The following is a 20,821-nucleotide window of genomic DNA, read 5'->3' on the forward strand; positions in this document are numbered from 1 at the left end:
CAGCTGCACCTTGCCCTGAACGTGGACCGGGGCGGCGAGCAGAACTTTCCCTACCCGGTGTGGCCGCGCCGTTGCCTGATGCCATCGTTCACGGTGCGCACCCAGCAGTCCCGATCCGTGTATTACCGGCTGGAGGTTCACCTGCGTGAAGGCGGGTTGAGCTATGACCTGATGGGCTACAGCCGTGATCAGGTGATCGAGGATCTGATCGACCATTTCGAAGCGCACCTGCAGTACCTGCACATGCGCCGGGAAATGGGCAGTAACGTGGACGATTCCAGCGAGCCGGGACCGGCTTGAAGACAGGACGGCAACGAGGTGAAGCATGACCACCTTTGATCAGGAAATGGATTACGTGATTGTCGGTGCCGGCTCCGCCGGTGCCGTGCTGGCCAACCGTCTTAGCGAGGATGGCAGCAACCAGGTGCTGGTGCTGGAATTCGGCGGCAAGGACAACTCCATCTTTATCAAGATGCCCACCGCCTTTTCCATTCCCCTGAACATGGACAAGTTCGACTGGGGCTTTCATACCGAACCGGAGCCGGGCCTGCACGGGCGCAGTATTCACCAGGCGCGCGGCAAGGTGATCGGCGGCTCGTCGTCCATCAACGGCATGGTGTACGTGCGGGGTTGCGCCGGCGACTTTGCCGAGTGGGAATCCATGGGTGCCGAAGGCTGGGGCTATGCGGATGTATTGCCCTATTTCAAACGGGCGGAAGGCTGTGTCTACGGTGGCGATGACTATCGCGGCGCCGACGGGCCACTGACCACCTGTAACGGCAACAACATGAAGAACCCGCTGTACCGGGCCTTTATCCAGGCCGGTGAGGAAGCGGGGTACGGCTATACGGAAGACTATAACGGTTTCCGCCAGGAAGGGTTCGGGCGCATGGATATGACGGTGCGCAACGGCGTGCGTTGCTCCACTGCCATGGCTTATCTGAAGCCGGCCATGAACCGGCCCAACCTGGACGTGAAGATGCACGCCCTGACCACCCGCGTGATCATGGAAGGCAAGAAAGCGGTGGGGGTGGAATATCGCCGCGGTGGCAACACCTACAAGGTGAAGGCGCGCAAGGAAGTGATTCTCTCCGCCAGTGCCTTCAATTCCCCCAAGCTGTTGATGCTGTCCGGCATTGGGCCGGCAGAGCATCTCAAGGAAAACGGTATCGAGGTGGTCCATGATCTGCCCGGGGTAGGGCAGAACCTGCACGACCACCTTGAGGTGTGGGTGCAGCAGGAGTGTACCCAGAAGATTACCCTCAATGGCTGGCTGGGGCCGCTGGCGAAAGCCTGGATCGGCGCTAACTGGCTGTTCCTGCGGCGCGGGCTGGGCACCTCCAACCACTTTGAATCCAACGGCTATATTCGCAGCCGTGCCGGTTTGCAGTACCCGGATATCCAGTACCACTTCCTGGCCGGGGCCATTGCCTACGATGGCTCCAGTGCGGTGAAGGGGCACGGCTTTCAGGTGCACCTGGGGGCCAACAAGCCGCTCAGCCGTGGTTGGGTGAAGTTGCAGTCGAAAGACCCGGCGGCACCGCCCAGCATGTTCTTCAATTACTTCGACCGGGAAGAGGATCGCGAAGCGTTCCGGGCCGGGGTGCGTTTCACCCGGGAAATTTTTGCCCAGCCGGCCATGGACCCCTATCGCGGTGCCGAGCTGTCACCGGGGCCGGATATCAACAGCGATGACGAACTGGACGACTGGATGTCACGCACCGCGGAAACCGCCTATCACCCGGCGGGTACCTGCCGCATGGGTACCGACGAGATGGCGGTGGTGGACCCGCAGTGCCGGGTGCACGGGGTGGAGAATCTGCGGGTGGTGGATTCGTCCATCATGCCCACGGTGACCAACGGCAACCTGAACGCACCGACCATCATGATCGGCGAAAAAGGCGCGGATCATATCCTCGGCAAATCCCTGCCGCCATCCACGGCACCCAGCTTCCATGCGGACGGCTGGGAGGACTATCAGCGCAGCGGGATGCCGAAGCGGCAGGTGTGACAAAGAGACGCAGCATGCTGCACGCAACACGCTTGCACGCTACCCCAGAAAATCGCCCCCTCCCGTTTACGGGAGAGGGGGGCGTGCAAGCGTGTTGCGTGAAGCGTGCCGCATCTCTTAATACGGTGAATCCACATCCTCTTGCGCCACGTACACCGTCTTCAGGCGGGTGTAGTGGGCGAAGGCGCGGCGGCTGTTTTCCTTGCCGATGCCGGATTGCTTGAAGCCACCGAAGGGCATTTCGATGGGCGTCAGGTTGTAGTGGTTCACCCACACAATGCCCGCCTCGATGCGCTCCGCCATGCGATGGCCGCGATTGATGTCGCGGGTGAACACGCCGCCGGCCAGACCGAAGTCGGTGTTGTTGGCGCGGGCCACCACCTCGTCTTCGTCACGGAAGCTGAGCAGCGACAGCACCGGGCCGAAGATTTCCTCGCGGACGATACGCATCTCGTCATTGAGACCATCGAACACCGTGGGTAGCACGAAGTTGCCGTCCGGCAGGCCGTCCACGTCTGCCTTGCCGCCACCAATCAGTACCTGGCCGCCTTCTTCCTTGCCGATCTCGATATAGTTGAGCACGTGCTGCATGTGCTGGCGGCTGATCAGTGGGCCCACTTCCGTGGCCGGGTCCGTGGGGTCGCCCAGGGTGAGGGTGCCGACACGGGCCAGCAGTTTTTCCACAAAGGCATCCTTGATGCTCTCGTGCACGAACACCCGGGTGCCGTTGGTGCAGATCTGCCCCTGGGTATAGAAGTTGGCGAGCATGGCGGCGGACACGGCGTTATCCAGATCCGCATCCTCGAAAATGATCAGTGGCGATTTGCCACCCAGTTCCAGGGTGACGGCTTTCAAGGTGTCAGCGGCGGCGCGCATGACCGCCTTGCCGGTGGGCACGCCGCCAGTGAGCGACACCTTGGCCACCTGCGGGTGGCCGGTGAGGGCTTCGCCGGTTTCCCGGAAGCCCTGCACCACATTGAAGATGCCGTCGGGCAGGCCTGCTTCCTTGAACAGCTCGGCCAGACGCAGGGCGGAGAGAGGCGTTACCTCGGAAGGCTTGAAGATCAGGGCGTTGCCGGCGGCCAGGGCCGGGGCGGCTTTCCAGCTGGCGATCTGCACCGGATAGTTCCAGGCGCCGATGCCGGCGCACACGCCCAAGGGCTCCGGGCGGGTGTAGAAAAAGCCACCGGACACCTGCTGGTATTCCCCCTGCAGGGAGCTGGCCTGGCCGGCGAAATATTCCAGGCAGTCGATGGCGGAATCCACATCCGCTTCCGGGGTTTCGGCGATGGGCTTGCCGGCATCCAGGGTTTCCAGCTGGGCGATTTCGTCGCGGTGTTCGCGCAGCAACTGGGCGGTGCGCATCAGGATGCGACCGCGTTCCACGCCGCCCAGGGCCTGCCAGGCAGGCTGGGCCCGTTTGGCCGCCTGCACGGCACGGTCCACATCGTCGGGGGTGGCCTGGGCAACCCGGCAGATTACCTGGTTGGTGGCCGGGTTGATGGTGTCGAAGAACTGGTTGTCGCTGCCTGCGCTATAGTGGCCGTCGATCCAGAGCAGCCGGTCCTGTTGCTGTGTCATGACATCCTCGCCGGGTCGCTGTTGGTGGTCCCTTACCGACCACGATAGCGCGCATTGATTCCCCACGAAACCGGGCCCGTGTTTGGTTTTCGCTATTAACTATTCACTGTTAACTATTAACTGCTTTTCAATGCATTGCCTGGCCAAGCTTGTCCAGATAATGACGCAGGCCACTGTGCAGGGGTTCATCGAGCTGTTCACTTTGCCTCTGCATGTCATTGAGCCACTGGCCTTGGTGGTCGTTGTGGTGCCATTGGTGGTAGCAGTACACCTGTAGCAGAAAACTCTGCAGGAAGGCGGGTTTTTCCAAATCGCTGTCGTTGGCCAGGGGAATGCGCGGGAATAGTTCGTGGAGCTTGCGGGCGAAGGCGCCGGAGGCCATGCCGATCTGCTGGCCGCTGGTGTTATGCACCGGGGTGCTCAGGTGGCCACAACTGGGGGAACGGCCTTTCAGTACAAAGCCGCTGAGCGGTTCGTGCAGTTGCGTCGCCACGTTTTCCAGGGCCTCGGTGACATCCTGCTGCGGATTCTCCACGCCTTTGACACGCAGATCGTCGTCTACCTGCACTACCTGAATCGGTGGGCGCGGTACCGGCAGGCCGATGGCCACTTCCGGGCAGGTGTCGCGAAAGCGCAGCAGGGGGCCGAGCTGATGAACCAGGATGGCGCTGTGTTTGTGGTCGCCGTCGTAGCGGACCTTCTGGCCGAGCAGGCAGGCGCTGACGCCCACTACCGGTTTCTGCCAGTCATGCTGTGGCAGGGTGAAGCCCATCTTTTCCAGCAAATCCGTTAGCATGGAACACCTCCCTTCTTCCCCGATAAAGGTGACCGAACATGCAGGGCGTTTTTCTCGACAGCGATACCCTCAATCCCGACGAGATGGACTTCTCCGCCCTGGAGGCGTTGATGCCCTGGACGTTCCATCCGCTGACCCGCCCGGAAGATCGGCTGGCGCGTCTGGACGGTGCCCAGGTGGTCATCACCAACAAGGTGGTGCTGGATGCCGCCACCCTGAAAGCCTGCCCGTCTCTCAAGCTTATCTGCATTTGTGCCACCGGTACCAATAATGTGGATCTGGAGGCGGCCCGGGAGCAGGGCATCACGGTGTGTAATGTGAGTGGCTATGCGCGGGCGTCGGTGGCCCAGCACACGTTAACGCTGATGCTGTCACTGGCCACGCGCTGGCATCTTTACGATCGGGATGTGAAGGCCGGCGCCTGGAGCCGGGCGCAGCAGTTCTGTCTGCTGGATCACCCGATCATGGAACTGGCCGGCAAGACCCTGGGGTTGATCGGGCATGGCGATCTTGGCCGGGAAGTGGCGCGACTGGCCGAGGCGCTGGGCATGCAGGTGCGGGTGGCGGAATCTTTTCAGCGCCATGGTGGCCAGTCCGGGCGGGTGTCGTTGGCGGAGCTGTTACCGCAAGCGGATGTGCTCAGCCTGCATTGCCCGCTGACGCCGCAGACCGACAAGCTGGTGAATGCCTCGTTTATCGCCCAGATGAAACCCGGTGCGCTGCTGATCAACACCGCCCGGGGCGGCCTTATCGATGAACCGGCTCTGGCCGAGGCGTTGCGCAGCGGCCATCTGGGCGGTGCCGGCCTGGACGTGCTCAGCAGCGAACCGCCACCGGCGGATCATCCGTTGCTGGCCGACGATATCCCCAATCTGATCATTACTCCGCATAACGCCTGGGGCACCCGGGAATGCCGGCAGCGATTGCTGGACGGCGTGGTGGAGAATATTCGTCAGTGGCAGGCGGGCAGCGCGATTAACGTGGTGAATTGATGGTTGCTGTAGGAGCGTCGCTCGCGGCGCGATTCTTGGCCTCGATCAAAAGCATTTTCACCACAGAGGGCACAGAACACACAGAGAAACCCTTTTCTTGTCCTCAGTGACCTCTGTGGTAAATCGATCTTTTCTGAGGTTGGGTTATCGCGCCGCGAGCGACGCTCCTACGGTTGGGGTTGGGTCAGCCCTTCTTCTTCAGCTGGCTGGCCAGCAGTTTGTCCATGCCGCGAAACAATGGCTGTGGCAGTTTGGTGGCCGGGCCCGGGAGGGCGGCGAGCAGCACGCTGCCCAGTTTGCCCATGGGGCGGGCGATGCGTGCCGGGCGTTTTTCGCAGGCTTCCACGATCCAGCCGGCGGCTTTTTTCACGTGCATCATCGGCATGTATTTATAGATGTCGGTGCGTGATGACATGGGCGTGCGCACCATGGGGAAGTACACCACCGTGGTGCTGATGCCCTGGTGCCCCATCTCCGCCTGCAGGGAACGGGTGAAAGATTCCAGTGCGCTCTTGCTGGCCAGGTAGGCGGAAAACAGGGGGATGGGCACCTGGGTGGACAGGCTGGAAATATTCACCACATGGCCATGGCCCTGTTCCAGAAAACGCGGCAGCAGTTTCAGGGTCATGGCCACGGCGCCGATGTAGTTGAGCTGCACAGTGCGGTGATAGTCGTGCAGGCGGTCCAGTGATTTTTCGATCGGGCGGCGGATGGAATGCGCGGCGTTATTCACCAGCGCATCGATGCGCGGCTGCTCTGCCAGGATGCGCGTGGCGCAAGCCTCGATAGCCACGTTATCGCTCAAGTCACAGGGGTAGATAAAGGCACAGCCGCCGTCTGCTTCTATTGCGTCTTGGACCTCACGCAGCTGCTCTTCCCGTCTCGCGACCAGGCACACGGTGGCGCCACGGTGTGCCATGATTTTGGCTGCCTCGGCACCGATGCCACTGGAGGCGCCGGTCAGTACAATGGTCTGGCCATTCAGTTTCATGATGTTTCCCTGTCTGTCGTTGGCTCAAGTGTGCCGAGATTGGGGGGGGGCGCCAAGGTCCGGAGGGGACGAAGATGTGGTTTCAGAAAACTTTGACGCTGGCGGCGCAACGCCGTGGTTGTCATCTGGTGACCCGTGAGGTGCTGCAAGGCTTGCCGGAGCTGGCGGAGGTGAAGGTGGGCTTGTTGCATTTGTTTATCCAGCATACCTCCGCCTCACTGACCATCAACGAAAATGCCGACCCGGATGTGCGCGGTGATCTGGAGCGGCACCTGAATGTGATGGTGCCGGAAAACGCGCCTTATTATGAACACACCCTGGAAGGTCCGGACGACATGCCCGCCCATATCAAGAGCGTGCTGATCGGCCCGTCATTGAGCCTGCCAATCAGTAATGGCCAACTGGCGCTGGGGACCTGGCAGGGCATCTATCTCTGCGAACACCGGGATCATGGCGGGGCGAGACGGGTGGTGGCGACGATTCAGGGGGAGTGATCAGCAGACGTCGCAGCCGCGTCATCTACAAGGCCGCTGTAGGAGCGCCCTTCCAGGGCGCGAACCGAGCGTAGCGAGGCGACAAAACTTTCAGAGAATGTCAGGCCTACCTGGAGAAACCTGTCAGGTTCGGCAAGTCCTGATCGCCCTTTGGGCGATTCCTTGCTTCGCCAGGTTCGCACCTCAAGCGGCGTACTCGCTACGCTCACCCTTCGGGCCGCACGGAACTACGTGCGTTACTCCGCTACGCTCCGTTCCTGCAGCGGCTTCGTGGAGAAGTGTGTCAGTACCGAGTCGCGAGAAGCGAAATCCCATATCTCAGGTGCCTTTCGCGACTCGCTTCCCGTGACTCGTAACGTTATTCAGCTACCCACTGCAGAAACTCCCGGCGTTCTGCCGGGGTGGCCTGCTTCCATTGAGCCTTGAGGGTGTCCAGATAGCTGGCTGCCGGTGCAGGCGCTGCCTGGGGGGCAGAGCTGGCGGTGGCAGTCGGTGCCGGCGTGGAGCTTTGCTGGGGGGCGATGTTCTGGCTGGAAGCGGTGCTGACGTCTTCGCCGGTGATGGGGGCGAGGAAGCCGCGCTTGAGGATCAGGTTGGATTCCTCGGCGGCCACTTTGTCACCGGTGGCGGTGTTCAGGGTCCAGCCGCTAAAGGTGTCTTCCAGGGCACGGGCCTCTTCCACGTTGGCCGGTTTGTCGTAATCCAGCTGCCATGTCTCGCCGGCCTTGCCATCGACGATGAAGTTGGCCGGGTTGGTTTTCACGATGTCGTGGTTGTCCGCATCCAGCTGCCACAGTTCCTTGTAGTAGGCGAGGATCTCGTAGCGGCCGGGGGTCAGCTTGAGTTCCTTGAAGTCGGTGGCGAAGAAGGTATTTACGCCATCCACTTCCTTGCCGTTGATGGTGAACACTTCGATTTCACTGGGCACGCGCACGGTCAGCACCTGGCTGTCGGACTTGGCGGGGCCGTCATAGAGCTGAACCACCGGGCTGCGGGCACAGGCAGACAGGAACAGGGCGCAGAGAATAAGGGGAATAAGGCGCAGGGACAGCATGGTCTCTCCTAGGTAGGCGCGGACCCGCCAGTCTGGCGGGGCCGGGTGACAACTTTGTGACAATGGCAAAATCAGAAGCCCCAGGTGTCGACCCGGGCAGGTGCCACGTTGCGATTCAGGGTGCTCAGGCCGCGGGCACAGCGCACGATCCACCAGATGGTGATCACCACCATCAGCAGCCAGCCGATAAAGGCCAGGGTAGTGATGCCGGCAATGACGCTGTAGAGCAGGCCGATCCAGAAGGTGCGGTACTGGAAGCGGAAGTGCTCACGCAGGGGCGGCGGGGCATCCGCGGCGTGCAGGTGGGCGATGATAACCCCGGCAACGGCTGTCAGCCCGCCGGTGATCAGGCCCACCAAGTGTAGTACATAAACCGCCCGGGCCATGCCCAGGGACGATGTCTGGCTCATTGCGGGTCTCCCTTGCTGCGATAGGTTCTTGCCGGGCTGGCGGGTTCGCTGTTGCTGGCATCACAGGTCTGCACGCAGGCGTCCTGTGTGTCGAAGGGCACGCTGCCCTTGCAACCACCCCAGGTAAAGCTCTTGCAGCTGTCGCTTTCCTGATCGTAGTAATAGCGCTGGAAAGCGGCCTTGCACATGCCGGTTTCCGGCGGCTGATAACAGGCATCCGGCAGCTTGCCGGCCTCGGTACCGTTCTGACAGCCGGTCAGCAGGGCGATGAAGATCAGGGGGAAAAACAGTCGCATGGGGTCGTCCTTGTGGTTGATCAGTAACGGCCCTGCCAAACCGGCAGGGCTTCCAATAGGTCACTTTACTCCGTCGGGCGTACGCTAGTCAGCCCGGCAGTGTTTCTGGTCTTTGGGCAGGGTGTCGCCGCGCAGGCGAATCACGGTTTTCTGCAACAGCAGGTTGTTGGGCAGGGTGTAGCGGTGGCCGAGCTCGTCCTGCACGGTGATGAAGATCAGCCCCATGTAGCGGATCTGCCCGGTGACCGTGTTGTCGCCATCCAGCAGGCGGATGCGATCGCCCACCCGGTAGGGGGCGCTAAAGAACAGGATGATGGCCGCGGTAGTGTTGCTGAGCATGGACCAGCAGGCAAACAGGGCCACACCCAGCAGGGCCATCATCGATGTGGCGAACACCATCAGGCCGCTGCCGTTCAAGCCCCAGAGGATGCCGATGGACAGCAGTGTCAGTACCACGCAGGCGCTGTTGATAACGACGGCTGTCTGGAAGATGCGGGCCCGGCTGAAATCACGGCGGCGGCCCAGTCGCCGGGTGGCACCTCGCAGTACCACGGACAACAGCCAGGCCACCAGAATAATGGCGATCGTCAGGCCCCATTTCATTGCGCTGGATTCCATCTCTACCTCAACCGTGCTTGCCGGAAACGAAGGGATTGTTGGCCCGCTCGTGACCAATGGTGGACATGGGGCCGTGACCTGGGATGAAGGATACATCGTCATCCAGGGTGAGCAGCTTGTCTTTGATTGCCTGGACCAGGGTGTCGAAATCGCCCTTGGGGAAATCGGTACGGCCGATGGAACCGTTGAACAGCACATCGCCGACCACCACCAGTTTGCTTTCTGGCTGGTAGAACACCACGTGCCCGGGGGTGTGGCCCGGGCAGTGACGGACCTGCAGGCGAGTGTCGCCCACGGTGACGGTGTCGCCTTCCTCAAGCCAGCGGTTCGGGGTGAACGGGCGCGAGGGGGGGAAGCCCATCATCTGCGCCTGCTGGGGCAGCATGTCGATCCAGAACTGGTCGTCGGTGTGCGGCCCTTCGATGGGCAGATCCAGTTTTTCCGCCAGCTCGGCTACCGCACCGATGTGATCCAGATGGGCGTGGGTAACGAGAATCTTTTCCGGCGTGCCACCGACCTGTTGCAGGGCTTCCAGAATTTTTTCCAGATCCCCGCCGGGATCGACGATGGCCACCTTGTCGGTGGTGTCGCATTTCAGGAAGGAGCAGTTTTGCTGGAAGGGCGTGACCGGCAGGATGGCGTACTTCATGGCTGTCTATCGGGCTGTCTGTTATTTGAGTGAGAACGTGCCGGCAGTATAGCCGCAAACCGGAATCCGGTTCATTCCCTGCAAAGCGTAAATAATGGCAAATTCCGACGTGCTGCCGCGGCGGGGGACGGAGGCGGTGCTATTTTAGCGCCTTTATCTATCTCGCAAAGGAAAGGGAACCATGGAAATGGAACAGGTGCAGCCTTATCTGGATAAGGCTATCGAGCTTGGAATGGGCTACCTGCCCAAGATAGTGCTGGCCATCATTACCCTGATAGTAGGGTTCTGGATCATTGGGCGGGTCACCAAGGGACTGAACCGGGTGCTGGGGCACAAGGCGGTGGACGACACTCTACAGAAGTTCATGACCAACTTCGTGGAAGTGCTGCTGAAGATACTGTTGCTGGTGGCAGTGGCCGGCATGATCGGCGTGCAGACCACCTCCTTCATTGCCATGCTGGGCGCCATCGGTCTGGCAGTGGGACTGGCTCTGCAGGGTAGTCTGGGCAACTTTGCCGGCGGTGTGCTGATCCTGTTTTTCAAACCCTACCGGCTGGGAGACATCATCGAAGCGCAGGGCCACATGGGCAGGGTGCACGACATCCAGATTTTCAACACCATCCTGATCACCTATGACAATCAACGGATCGTGATCCCCAACGGCCCCATGTCCAATGGCTGCATCAAGAATGTTTTCTGTGAGCCGCAACGGCGGGTGGATATCGAATTCGGCATCAGTTACGACGACAGCATTGAAGATGCCCGGGCGGCGATTCAGTCAGTGATTGATAATGACGACCGGATTCTTGGTGGCGGTGCTTTCAACCCCAATATTTTCGTCTCCGCCCATGCGGACAGCAGCATTAACATGCTGACCCGGGTCTGGGTGAATTCCGAAGATTACTGGCCGGTATATTTCGGCCTGTTCGAGCAGGTCAAGCTGGCCTTCGACAAGGCGGGTATTACCATCCCTTATCCGCAGCGGGATGTGCATCTGTATCAGCAATAAAGACAGCGACTAGCTACTAGCTGTCAGCTTCGAGTAAAAGAACAAACTCGTAGCTAGTAGCTAGTAGCTGTAGGCGAAGCCGTGCTGATCTATCGCTTTTCGATCGTCACCGGCAAACCGTCCTTGGGCATGATCAGCGGCACCTGCTGTACCGGCATCTGGTAACCCGGTTTCAGGCTGACCTTGTAGCGCTGCAGAAAGTGGAACAGGAAAGTCTTGGTCTGCAGCTCGGCAAAGTTCAGGCCCAGGCACTTGTGGTGGCCGCCGCCGAAGGGAATCCACTGATAGAAGTGCTTCTTGTGTTCGGCGCGTTCGTCGCTGAAACGTTCCGGGTCGAAGGTGTGCGGGTTGCTCCAGTACTCTTCCATGTAATGGGTGAACAGGGGAGAGAGGTTGATCAGGGTATTACGCGGCAGAGTGTGGCCCTGGAAGGTCACTTCCTTGACGGTGCGGCGCGGGAAGGCGGTTAGCGGCGGGCGCATGCGCAGGGTTTCGCGGAATACCCAGCCGGTTTTTTCCAGCTTGGCCAGGTCGTCGTAGTCCAGGCTGTCCTTGTTCAGGCCGGCCATTTCCTCGGCCAGTTGGTCCTGCCAGTACGGGTGCTGTGCCAGCAGGTAAATGATGGAACACAGGGTGCTGGTGGTGGTGTCGTGGGCGGCGAACAGCAGGAAGATCATGTGGTTCATCACGTCCTGATCGCTCAGGCCGCCTTCCTCGTCGGCAGCCTTGCACAACTCACTGAAGAAATCCGATGTGGTACTGGCCCGTTTCTGCGGGATCAGATCGGTGACGAATTTTTCCAGGTAGCGGCGTCCTGCCATGCCCCGGTGCCACAGGGTGCCGGGGATGGGCAGGCGCAATACCGCCAGCGAGGCATCTGCGGAGTCGATAAAGGACTGGTTCACCTTGTCGGATTCCGGGCCCATCTCCAGGCCGAAAAAGATCTGCGCGCCCACGTCCAGCAGTAGTGCCTTGATATGGTCAAAGAAGCTGACCGTTTCGCCGGTCTGCCAGGGCTGTATCTGGCTGCTGATATGGGTGTTCATGCGGTCCAGGTAGCTGGCCAGTGCTGGCTTCTTGAATGCCTGCTGCATGATGCGACGATGGAGTTTATGGTCGGCGAAATCGCGCAGCATGAGCCCGTCGGTGAACAGCTTTTCCAGAAACGGGTTCCAGGCGGCGCGACTGGAAAATACGTGCTCCGGGTCCTTGAGGACAAACTCGTTGGCTTCCGGCCCCAACAGGGTCACGCCCCGCTGAAACAGCACCGAGCCCTTGGAGACCAGGCCGTATTTGTCGGCCCGCCGGGTGACCAGCTTGTGGTAGTCCTTGAGGAACGCAATGGTGTCGCCCAGTAGCGGCGTGCCGTAATCCCCCGGAATATGGTCCAGCTTGCGTTGTGGCAGGCGCGGCAGGCGGGCGGCATCCTGCTGGGCGGTTTCCATGCTGCTGCTCATTGTCAGCTCTCCAGATAAACACTTTGTATAGCGTCAATTTACGGTGAGCAACCCGCGGCGAACAGGGGGCTGTTGGCAACGGTCAATCCGGGATGTGCTGTCCAGCCACCATGGCATGGCTCGTGCTAGCATTGGCGCCATCAGCAAGGAGAAACCCTATGTCCAAGCCTGCGGCAGACTTCGAGCCCCTGGCCCTGGCGGTATTGACCGTCAGCGATACCCGCACCCCCGATAACGACACCTCCGGTGACCTGCTGGTCCACCGTCTGGAGGAGGCCGGCCATCACCTGCAGGCCAGGCAGATCGTAAAAGATGACATCTACCAGCTGCGCAAGGTGGTGTCCGAGTGGATTGCCGACGAGCGTATCCAGGGCATTATTACCACCGGCGGCACCGGCTTCTCCGGACGCGACTCCACCCCGGAAGCCCTGGGCGTGTTGTTCGACAAGCACATCGAAGGCTTCGGCGAGCTGTTTCGCCAGGTCAGTGTGGAGGACATCGGCTCGTCCACCATTCAGTCCCGTTGCCTGGCCGGGCTGGCCAACCGCACGGTGATCTTCTGCCTGCCCGGCTCCAACAATGCCTGCGCCACCGGCTGGGATCGCATCATCAGCGACCAGCTGGATGCCCGTCATCGGCCCTGTAACTTTGTCGCCCAGATTCGGCGATGACAACGATGCAGCATGGAGGGATGCGCCGATGAGTTTGATGCTGGTAGAGGATGCCCTGGCCCGGTTGCTGGACAGCGCAGTGCCGTTTGCCCGGGTGCAGGAGATTGCCCTCAATCAGGCCCGTGGCCAATACCTGGCGCAGGATGTGATCTCCCGCGTGGATGTGCCGGCCTTTGATAATGCCGCCGTGGATGGCGTGGCCCTGCGCTATGCGGACCTGGATGAGCCAGGCCTGACTCTGCCCATGCCGCTGCGCATTGCCGCCGGTGATTCGCCCGGCACGCTGATGCCGGGGCAGGTGGCGCGTATCTTCACCGGCGCGCCGGTGCCTGCCGGGGCGGATACCGTACTGATGCAGGAAGACTGTGAAATCGCCGACGGTCGGGTGCGGCTTCCGGCACAGGCGTCGGTCAGCGACGGGCAGAATATTCGCCCGGCGGGCCAGGATGCCCGGCTGGATGAAGTGGTGATGCGTGCCGGCCAGCGCCTGACCCCCCAGGCGGCGGGGTTGATCGCCTCGGTGGGTGTGTCCCGAGTGCAGGTGTTTGCCCCCAGGGTGCTGGTGCTGACCAGCGGGGATGAACTGCAGGCACCGGATGAAGCGCCGTTGCCTGGCAAGATCTATGACAGCAACGGCCCACAACTGGAGCAGCTGCTGATTCAGAGTGGTTTTACCGATGTGCAGCGGGAGCATCTGCCCGACGACCCGGCTATTATTCACGCCTCCCTGACACGTGCTCTCACCGACCCTCAGCAGCGCCCGGATGTGATTATCTCCACCGGCGGTGTGTCCGTGGGCGAAGAAGATCATCTGCGGGCGGTGCTGGAGCAACAGGGCCAACTGGATTTCTGGCGACTGGCGATCAAGCCGGGCAAGCCGTTTACCTACGGCAGTGTGGATGGCATCCCGTTTTTCGGTCTGCCCGGCAATCCGTCTGCCGTGCTGGTCTGTTACCTGATGCTGGTGTTGCCCACCTTGCGTCGTAGTTGTGGCGCCGACAATGTCTTGCCGGAACCCTTCCGGTTGCCGGCGGATTTTTCTGTCAAAAAAGCCGGCAAGCGACAGGAGTATTTACGCGTTCGCTGCGTACAGAATGGCGGGAATCTGGTGCTGGAGAAGCACCCCAATCAGAGTTCCGGCATGTTGAGTTCTGCGGTGTGGGCGGATGGGCTGGCGGTGGTGCCGGTGGGGAGAACAGTCTCTGAAGGCGAAACGCTGTCTTTCTTTCCATTCGCGGATTTGCTGGGATGATTGAGCGATGACATTCTATTTATGGCGCTTATTTTTTATCGGTGCAGGCCTTTTGGTTTGTGTCGGTGGCGGAAAATATCTGGCTGAAGACGTTGTCTATCTTGTCAGCGAACTCTCGTTGCTTGATATCTTCGACTACCTGATTCCATTTCTATTGCTGGACCTTGGTATATCGACGGTTTTTTACGGCCTGGGTGGAATGATTGTCGGATATGCGAATGTTGTTACGGCGAGAATAGATGGGACCTGGCTTGCCCTGGGTTATGGGGGAGTCACGGGGTATATGCGTTATATCGAGGAAACGGGCTGGCCGCTCTGGTATGAAGTAGCGGTGGTAGTGATGATCCTTGCGGGAGTGATGGCGGGCGTCGAAATTGGTCGAAGACTGTATCTCAATTCCCATCCGGATTTTTTTAACAGCTAATTTTTTTGGTGTTCTGGTTTTGCACCTGCAGATTGTTATGGAACGGGACGTTTCGTCCGCGTTGCAGAGCCTTTGCTTATATACTGGTCGACACATTGATGGAGTAAACGAATGACCCTGGAATCCACCCTGCTGGCGCGAGCTGACTCGACCTGTGAATTGTGCGGTGCCGGTGAGGCGCTGGCGGTGTATGCGGTGCCGCCGGCAGGGGATGGCACGGCGGCGCAGAGCGCCCTGTTGTGCGAAGCCTGCAGTTTTCAGATCGACAATCCCGGCAATGAAGATATCAATCACTGGCGTTGTCTGAACGACAGCATGTGGAGCCAGGAGCCGGCAGTGCAGGTACTGGCCTGGCGTATGCTGACCCGGTTGCGGACGGAAGGCTGGCCCCAGGATTTGCTGGATATGCTCTATCTGGATGAGGAAACACTGGCCTGGGCCCAGGCCACCGGGGAAGGGCAGAGCGACGACGAAAAAGTCGAACATCGCGACAGCAACGGCGCCGTGCTGGAAGCCGGTGATAGCGTCACCCTGATCAAGGACCTCAATGTGAAGGGCGCCAACTTCACCGCCAAGCGTGGCACACCGGTGCGCAATATCTCGCTGGTGCAGGATAACCCGGAGCAGATCGAAGGCCGGGTGGAAGGCCAGCGTATTGTCATCCTTACCCAGTTCGTGAAAAAGAATTGATGCCACATTCCCTGATTCTCGGCGGTATCCGTTCCGGCAAGAGTTCGCTGGCGGAACGGTTGGTATCGGAGCAACCCGACCCGGTGGTCTATGTGGCCACGGCCACTGCCGGGGATGGCGAAATGAGTGAGCGCATTCGTCGTCATCAGCGCCGCCGTCCTGCCAGCTGGGGCCTGGTGGAAGAGCCGGTCGAGCTGGGCAGCCTCTTGAACCGGCAGGCGACCCTGTCACCACCGCCCTGTGTGTTGATCGATTGCATGAGCCTGTGGGTGAGTAATCTACTGCATGCGGGCGATGCCCTGTTTGTGCGCGAAAAGGACAGTTTCCTGACGGCGTTGGCGGGCTACCCGGGGTCGGTGGTTGTCGTCAGCAATGAGGTGGGGCTGGGCATCATCGGCATGGACCCGCTCACCCGCCGCTTTGCCGATGAGCTGGGCTGGTTGAATCAGGCGCTGGCAAAAAAATGTGATCGGGTGGTGATGTCGGTGGCAGGGATCGCGCAGACGTTGAAGGGGGAAGCTCTTTTGTAGGAGCGCCGCTTGAGGCGCGAATCCCAGATGGCTTGTCGAACCGGACCGGTTTCTCCAGATAGTTTTCAGAAGCCCTCAGATTTTGTCGCCTCGCTACGCTCGGTTCGCGCCTCAAGCGGCGTATTCGCTACGCTCACCCTTTGGGCCGACCTACGGTCGTTACTCCGCTTCGCTACGTTCCTACAGCGGTTTTATAGAAAGGTAGTGAGGTTTTATCCGTGCCTTACCAGACAACTCAGCGTGCCATGCTCAGTGTTATCAATCCGCACCTGGGAGCGGCAGGCGAACGGTACCTGGAATCCTGCCATGGCCTTGCTGGGGCTCATTCCCAATACATGACTCAGTACCATGCGGATAACGCCGCCGTGGCAGACCAGTAACACCCGCTGCCCTTTCATGGCCTGTTGCCACAGTGACCAGGCATCGCCGATGCGTTGGTGAAAATCCTGAATGGTTTCGCCGTTTACGGGCGGATGATTTTCCGCGTCTCGCCAGAAGTTGGCCTGGTGGTCGCCGTATTCGTCTGCCACCTGTTCGCGGGTTTTTCCTTCCCAGTCACCAAAGCTGATTTCCCTGAAATCGTGGGCCACGGTGAAGGGAATATGCTGTTGCCCGGACAGCTCGGCGGCGAACTCCCGGCAGCGCAACAGCGGTGAGGTGAGGATATGGTCCCACTGATCGTCCGCCTGGATGGCCTCGCGCATCTGTTGCCAGCCCAGTTCGCTAAGCGGGTCATCCTTGTGGCCCCGGTACATGTGGCCCCCGGCGGGTTCGCCATGGCGGATCAGATCAAACAGGGTGGTGGTCATGCTCTACTCCGCGTTGTTGACGCCGGCATCGGCAAAGGTGGCCATGCCGTTATGCAAGGCGCAGGCACTGCGAATTATCGGTACCGCCACCGCCGCACCGCTGCCTTCCCCCAGGCGCATGGACAGGTTGAGTAGCGGCTGGGCATCCAGTGCCTCCAGTAGACGGGTGTGGCCGGGTTCCCGGGAGTGATGCGCGAACAACAGCCAGTCACGTAGCTCCGGCCGTAAGCGCACGGCGGCCAGGGCGGCCACGGTAACAATGAAACCATCCACCAGCACGGGAATGCCTCGGGCGGCGCAGCCGATCAGGGCGCCTGCCAGGGCGGCAATTTCAAAACCGCCCAGAGAGGCCAATACAGCCAGCGGGTCCCGGTTATCACCGTGGCGGGCCAGGGCCCGGTCGATCACGGTGACCTTGTGGCTGACGCCATCTGCGTCCAGGCCGGTTCCGGGCCCGGCCAGCGACACTGCCGGTTCGGCGAGCAGGGCACAGGCCACGGCGCTGGCGCTGGTGGTGTTGCCGATACCCATTTCACCACCGATAAAGAGCTGGGCCTGCTGGTCCGCCGCACGTTGGGCGGCACGGTCACCGGCGGCCAGGGCCTGTTCCAGTTGTGCCGGTGACATGGCGGCCTCGCCGGCCAGGTTGGCGGTGCCGGGGGCGATGCTGTCATCAATCACGCCGTCGGTGACAGGCGGCGGGGTGGCGGTACCCAGGTTTATCACCTCCAGCCTGGCCTGAAGATGCCGGGCCATCACGCTGATGGCGGCCCCGCCCGCCACGAAGTTGGCAATCATCTGCCCGGTGACCGCCTGGGGAAAGGTGGAAATGCCTTCTGCGCAGACGCCGTGGTCGCCGGCAAAGACCGCGATGCTGATGCGGTCGGCACCGGGTGCATCAGTGTGCTGGAGCGCAGCCAGATCAACCGCCAGTGCTTCCAGGCGACCCAGCGAACCGGCGGGTTTGGTGAGCTGGCCCTGGCGTTCCAGAGCCCGTTGCCGATGGGGTTCACTGGGGGCGACAATCGGTTGTTGCCAGGGGTGAGTCAGGTGCACGGAAAACTCCAGGAAGCAGGCGGCGAGGCCGCAAAGCGGCAAATCCTCTGCCCCGGTGGGGGGAGTGTCAAGTAGACTGCCCGCCTCGAATCATTGTCAGAACCCCTGTAACGGATACTCGATGCTGTCTTTTCCCCTGTTCTGTGCACTGCTTGTCGGCGTGATGCTGGATCACTGGCTGGGCGAGCCCCGCAGCTGGCATCCGCTGGTGGGGTTTGGCCGGCTGGCGATGGCAGTGGAGAAACGCCTTAACCGTCAGGGTGGTGTATCCGCCGGCGCCCTGGCCGTGGTTATCACTGTGGTGCCCTGGGTGCTGGCGGCAGTGGTATTGCTGCAGGTGTTGCCGGGCTGGGCCGGTTGGGGGCTGCAGGCACTGGGTCTGTGGTTGGTGATCGGCGGGCGCAGTCTGGAAGAGCACGGTCAGACGGTGATCGTGCCGTTGCGCCGTGGAGATCTGCTCACAGCCCGGCAACAGGTGGGCCGCATGGTCAGCCGTGACACCGTCGATCTGGATAACGAAGGCGTGGCCCGGGCGGCCACCGAGTCGGTGCTGGAAAACGGCGCCGATGCCCTGTTTGCCAGCCTGTTCTGGTTTGCGCTAGCCGGGTTGCCCGGGGCCTTGTTGCATCGGCTGGTGAATACCCTGGATGCCATGTGGGGCTATCGCACGGACCGCTTCGAACGGTTCGGCAAGGTGGCCGCGCGACTGGATGATCTGCTCGGCTGGGCGCCGGCGCGGCTGACGGCCATCAGCTATGCCCTGTGCGGCCGTTTCGCAGCAGGTCTGCGCTGCTGGCAGCAGCAGGCCGGGGCGTGCGACAGCCCCAATGCAGGCCCGGTGATGGCCGCCGGGGCGGGCGCCCTGGCTGTGCTGCTGGGCGGCGGTGCGCCCTATCATGGCGGCTGGAAAGACAAGCCGTGTTTGGGCGAAGGAAAGATGGCCAGTGCCGACAGCATCGCCGCCGCCATCGCCCTGATGCAGCGAGCCTTGGCACTGTGGCTGGTAGTGTTGCTGGGAGCGAGCCTGTGAGCTTTCCTGTGTGTGAGCACCATGGCGGGCGTTTGCATGAGGCCGCCCGGCGTTGGGGCATTCCGGTCAGTGACTGGCTGGACCTGTCCACCGGCATCAGCCCCTTTGGCTGGCCGGTCCCTGTATTGCCCGCATCTGTGTGGCAGCGTCTTCCTGAAGAGGATGACGGGCTGGCGGCGTGTTGCCGTCACTGGCTCGCCGTGCCCGCAGACGCTGGCTGCCTGCCGGTGCCGGGGAGTCAGGCGGCGCTGCAGCTATTGCCCCGGTTGCGCACGCCCTGCCGGGTGGGCGTGCCGTCGCCGGGTTACCGTGAGCATGGGCTGGCCTGGCAGCGGGAAGGACACAGTGTTGTTTCATTGTCTTTTGAACAGATCGATGCGGCCTTGCCGGATCTGGATGTGCTGGTGTGTATCAACCCCAATAATCCCACCGGGCACCTGTACTCGCTAGATACTCTGCTGCGCTGGCATCAGCAGTTGGCGGAGAAGGGCGGCTGGCTGATCGTGGATGAAGCGTTTCTGGATGCCAGTGAGGGTGAGTCGCTGGTTTCCCATTGCGGCAAGCCGGGCCTGATTGTGCTGCGCTCCCTGGGCAAGTTTTTCGGCCTGGCCGGGGTGCGGGCGGGTCTGGTGCTGGCTCCCATGGCGCTATGTGCTGCGCTGGACGAGAGGCTGGGCCCCTGGGCACTGAGCCACCCGGCCCGTTGGGTGATGACGCAGGCGGTGCAGGATCGGGAGTGGCAGCAACAGCAGCGGCAGCGTTTGCGGCAGGCCAGACGGCGGCTTAACGGGCTGTTAGCACAATCCGGTTTGTTCCCGCAGGGCGATAGTGACCTGTTTGCCTGGTGCCTGCACGATAAGGCCGAGACGATACGCAATAGCCTGGCGCGCCAGGGTATTCTGGTGCGGCATTTCGACAAACCCGGTGCATTGCGTTTCGGATTGCTCGGCAATGAAAATGATGAGCAGCGTTTGTTGTTGGCGCTACAGGCGTTGCCGGTTTGATCTTTCCCCTGCGAGCATGGCTCCTGCAGAGCATCTATTAGTGATGCTCAACTTTTCCTGAATTTTCCTCAAGCAACACGTATCCGTTTGCTTATTACCGCCGCCGTTGGTAATTTCGCGCCACCTTCCGGTGCCCGCCTGTTCACACACAGCCGGGTTAAACGGGAAGTCGGTGTGCTTTGCGATCTCCGCAAAGCCAGTCCGACGCTGCCCCCGCAACGGTGATTGAGTCAATCGCGTTTCGTAGTGCCACTGTGCCGATACCCGAAAGGGTGCATGGGAAGGCGAACGCGCCGAGGGAATACACCTCGCTCATCAGCCCGGAGACCGGCCAGAAGGTGAACTTGGCGTCGCGGTGGGCGATGGCGGGGTGTAGCGGTGCCGTCCGGTGCCGGTTATCCCTGTTGTGTCTCCGCGGCTGAATCCAGGCCGTGCGGGTGGGCACGGCAACAGGGGATCTCCTTCATGTCTTTGCGTTTTTTTGCGGCGTCTGCCGCTGTGTCCTTGTCTGTCTTGCCATTGGCCGTTCAGGCCGAATCTTCCTCGCCACAAGCCGTGGCCATGCTTGATCCGGTGGTGGTGACACCCGCTCTGGTCAGCCGCACCACGGAGGCATCTCTGTCGTCTGTCACGGTGGTGGACGAACAACAACTTCGCGACCAGCAGCCGGTGGATATGGCTGACATCCTGCGTGGCCAGCCCGGTGTGGATACCACCAGCAATGGTTCCTTCGGCAAGAATGCCAGCGTCTTCGTGCGGGGTACGTCCAGTGATGCAACCCTGCTGTTGGTGGACGGGGTGCGGTTGCGGTCCGCCACCGCCGGTAGCCCGGCCTGGCAATATCTGCCGCCGGCCATGCTGGAGCGGGTGGAAGTAGTGCGTGGACCCCGCGGTTCCTTGTACGGCGCCGATGCGGTGGGCGGCGTGGTGCAGCTCTTTACCCGCGATGACGGTAGCTGGCTGGATTTCGGCGCCGGCAGTTTTGGCACCATGAATG

General features: G+C 61.3%; 23 protein-coding genes, 1 pseudogene and 1 riboswitch. Of the genes and pseudogenes, 13 read left to right on the forward strand and 11 right to left on the reverse strand.

Going from position 1 to position 20,821, the window contains the following annotated elements:
- Positions 1–300: pseudogene (locus tag ACFE0K_RS07085) on the forward strand (high-affinity choline transporter BetT); the annotation flags it as partial.
- 25 nt (positions 301–325) lie between these two features.
- Entirely contained in the window at positions 326–2,011 is a 1,686-nt protein-coding gene (betA, locus tag ACFE0K_RS07090) for a choline dehydrogenase (RefSeq protein ID WP_434535393.1), read from the forward strand.
- A 117-nt stretch (positions 2,012–2,128) separates the two neighbouring features.
- Here betA and betB read toward each other — a convergent pair whose 3' ends face one another.
- Together betB and ACFE0K_RS07100 are read right to left on the reverse strand one after the other, a co-directional pair.
- A complete protein-coding gene (gene betB / locus ACFE0K_RS07095) occupies positions 2,129–3,592 on the reverse strand; it encodes a betaine-aldehyde dehydrogenase (RefSeq protein WP_434535394.1) in 1,464 nt (487 codons plus the stop codon).
- A 127-nt stretch (positions 3,593–3,719) separates the two neighbouring features.
- On the reverse strand, positions 3,720–4,388 hold the full coding sequence (locus tag ACFE0K_RS07100; RefSeq protein WP_434535395.1) for a DUF523 domain-containing protein: 669 nt from the start codon (positions 4,386–4,388) through the stop codon (positions 3,720–3,722).
- A 38-nt stretch (positions 4,389–4,426) separates the two neighbouring features.
- Between ACFE0K_RS07100 and ACFE0K_RS07105 the strand changes: the two genes are divergently transcribed.
- Positions 4,427–5,380, forward strand: coding sequence for a 2-hydroxyacid dehydrogenase (locus ACFE0K_RS07105; RefSeq protein WP_434535396.1), 954 nt, complete (start codon positions 4,427–4,429; stop codon positions 5,378–5,380).
- A gap of 184 nt (positions 5,381–5,564) precedes the next feature.
- On the opposite strand, the gene ACFE0K_RS07110 is transcribed toward ACFE0K_RS07105, so the two are convergent.
- The gene (locus ACFE0K_RS07110; protein WP_434535397.1) at positions 5,565–6,371 is read right to left on the reverse strand and encodes an SDR family NAD(P)-dependent oxidoreductase; all 807 of its coding nucleotides are present in this window, start codon (positions 6,369–6,371) and stop codon (positions 5,565–5,567) included.
- A 74-nt stretch (positions 6,372–6,445) separates the two neighbouring features.
- On the opposite strand from ACFE0K_RS07110, the gene ACFE0K_RS07115 reads away from it, so the two are divergent.
- Positions 6,446–6,865: a secondary thiamine-phosphate synthase enzyme YjbQ gene (locus ACFE0K_RS07115; protein ID WP_434535398.1), complete on the forward strand. Its 420-nt coding sequence runs from the start codon at positions 6,446–6,448 to the stop codon at positions 6,863–6,865.
- Positions 6,866–7,223: 358 nt separating this feature from the next.
- Here the strand turns inward: ACFE0K_RS07115 and ACFE0K_RS07120 are convergent, their stop codons facing one another.
- From ACFE0K_RS07120 to ACFE0K_RS07140, 5 genes are all read right to left on the reverse strand, one after another.
- Positions 7,224–7,919, reverse strand: a complete 696-nt coding sequence (locus ACFE0K_RS07120; RefSeq protein WP_434535399.1) for a DUF2057 domain-containing protein — start codon at positions 7,917–7,919, stop codon at positions 7,224–7,226.
- 71 nt (positions 7,920–7,990) lie between these two features.
- Positions 7,991–8,329 carry a DUF4870 family protein gene (locus ACFE0K_RS07125; protein WP_434535400.1) on the reverse strand — a complete coding sequence of 113 codons (339 nt, stop codon included), beginning with the start codon at positions 8,327–8,329 and terminating at the stop codon, positions 7,991–7,993.
- Positions 8,326–8,625: a BPTI/Kunitz domain-containing protein gene (locus ACFE0K_RS07130; RefSeq protein WP_434535401.1), complete on the reverse strand. Its 300-nt coding sequence runs from the start codon at positions 8,623–8,625 to the stop codon at positions 8,326–8,328. The genes ACFE0K_RS07125 and ACFE0K_RS07130 overlap by 4 nt, the downstream gene beginning before the upstream one ends.
- Positions 8,626–8,709: 84 nt before the next feature.
- On the reverse strand, positions 8,710–9,243 hold the full coding sequence (locus ACFE0K_RS07135) for a mechanosensitive ion channel domain-containing protein (RefSeq protein WP_434535402.1): 534 nt from the start codon (positions 9,241–9,243) through the stop codon (positions 8,710–8,712).
- Between the two features lie 7 nt (positions 9,244–9,250).
- A complete protein-coding gene (locus ACFE0K_RS07140; protein WP_434535403.1) occupies positions 9,251–9,892 on the reverse strand; it encodes an MBL fold metallo-hydrolase in 642 nt (213 codons plus the stop codon).
- Between the two features lie 181 nt (positions 9,893–10,073).
- Between ACFE0K_RS07140 and ACFE0K_RS07145 the strand changes: the two genes are divergently transcribed.
- Positions 10,074–10,901: a mechanosensitive ion channel family protein gene (locus ACFE0K_RS07145; RefSeq protein WP_434535404.1), complete on the forward strand. Its 828-nt coding sequence runs from the start codon at positions 10,074–10,076 to the stop codon at positions 10,899–10,901.
- An 89-nt stretch (positions 10,902–10,990) separates the two neighbouring features.
- Here ACFE0K_RS07145 and ACFE0K_RS07150 read toward each other — a convergent pair whose 3' ends face one another.
- Positions 10,991–12,358: a cytochrome P450 gene (locus ACFE0K_RS07150; protein WP_434535405.1), complete on the reverse strand. Its 1,368-nt coding sequence runs from the start codon at positions 12,356–12,358 to the stop codon at positions 10,991–10,993.
- 158 nt (positions 12,359–12,516) lie between these two features.
- Here ACFE0K_RS07150 and moaB point away from each other — a divergent pair, with 158 nt between their 5' ends.
- The 5 genes from moaB (at position 12,517) to cobU (ending at position 15,925) form a co-directional block, all read left to right on the forward strand.
- Complete coding sequence (moaB, locus tag ACFE0K_RS07155) at positions 12,517–13,029, forward strand: molybdenum cofactor biosynthesis protein B (protein WP_434535406.1); 513 nt, start codon at positions 12,517–12,519, stop codon at positions 13,027–13,029.
- A 28-nt stretch (positions 13,030–13,057) separates the two neighbouring features.
- Positions 13,058–14,281 (forward strand): molybdopterin molybdotransferase MoeA, encoded by a 1,224-nt coding sequence (locus ACFE0K_RS07160; RefSeq protein WP_434535407.1) that lies wholly within the window; start codon positions 13,058–13,060, stop codon positions 14,279–14,281.
- A 7-nt stretch (positions 14,282–14,288) separates the two neighbouring features.
- Positions 14,289–14,705: a hypothetical protein gene (locus ACFE0K_RS07165; RefSeq protein WP_434535408.1), complete on the forward strand. Its 417-nt coding sequence runs from the start codon at positions 14,289–14,291 to the stop codon at positions 14,703–14,705.
- A 111-nt stretch (positions 14,706–14,816) separates the two neighbouring features.
- Positions 14,817–15,395, forward strand: coding sequence for a PhnA domain-containing protein (locus ACFE0K_RS07170; protein WP_434535409.1), 579 nt, complete (start codon positions 14,817–14,819; stop codon positions 15,393–15,395).
- Positions 15,395–15,925, forward strand: coding sequence for a bifunctional adenosylcobinamide kinase/adenosylcobinamide-phosphate guanylyltransferase (gene cobU / locus ACFE0K_RS07175; RefSeq protein WP_434535410.1), 531 nt, complete (start codon positions 15,395–15,397; stop codon positions 15,923–15,925). Before ACFE0K_RS07170 ends, cobU begins: the two co-directional genes overlap by 1 nt.
- Positions 15,926–16,137: 212 nt before the next feature.
- Here the strand turns inward: cobU and ACFE0K_RS07180 are convergent, their stop codons facing one another.
- Positions 16,138–16,734, reverse strand: a complete 597-nt coding sequence (locus ACFE0K_RS07180; protein ID WP_434535411.1) for a histidine phosphatase family protein — start codon at positions 16,732–16,734, stop codon at positions 16,138–16,140.
- 3 nt (positions 16,735–16,737) lie between these two features.
- Positions 16,738–17,790, reverse strand: coding sequence for a nicotinate-nucleotide--dimethylbenzimidazole phosphoribosyltransferase (cobT, locus tag ACFE0K_RS07185; protein WP_434535412.1), 1,053 nt, complete (start codon positions 17,788–17,790; stop codon positions 16,738–16,740).
- Between the two features lie 121 nt (positions 17,791–17,911).
- Between cobT and cbiB the strand changes: the two genes are divergently transcribed.
- From cbiB to ACFE0K_RS07200, 3 genes are all read left to right on the forward strand, one after another.
- Positions 17,912–18,820 (forward strand): adenosylcobinamide-phosphate synthase CbiB, encoded by a 909-nt coding sequence (cbiB, locus tag ACFE0K_RS07190; protein WP_434535413.1) that lies wholly within the window; start codon positions 17,912–17,914, stop codon positions 18,818–18,820.
- Positions 18,817–19,824, forward strand: a complete 1,008-nt coding sequence (gene cobD / locus ACFE0K_RS07195) for a threonine-phosphate decarboxylase CobD (protein ID WP_434535414.1) — start codon at positions 18,817–18,819, stop codon at positions 19,822–19,824. The genes cbiB and cobD overlap by 4 nt, the downstream gene beginning before the upstream one ends.
- A 111-nt stretch (positions 19,825–19,935) precedes the next feature.
- Positions 19,936–20,174: riboswitch (cobalamin riboswitch) on the forward strand.
- 115 nt (positions 20,175–20,289) lie between these two features.
- Positions 20,290–20,821, forward strand: a 532-nt coding sequence (locus ACFE0K_RS07200; protein WP_434535415.1) for a TonB-dependent receptor plug domain-containing protein, incomplete at its 3' end; no start/stop codon positions are given.

Source organism: Alcanivorax sp. (genome assembly GCF_051117345.1).
GTDB lineage: Bacteria > Pseudomonadota > Gammaproteobacteria > Pseudomonadales > Alcanivoracaceae > Alcanivorax.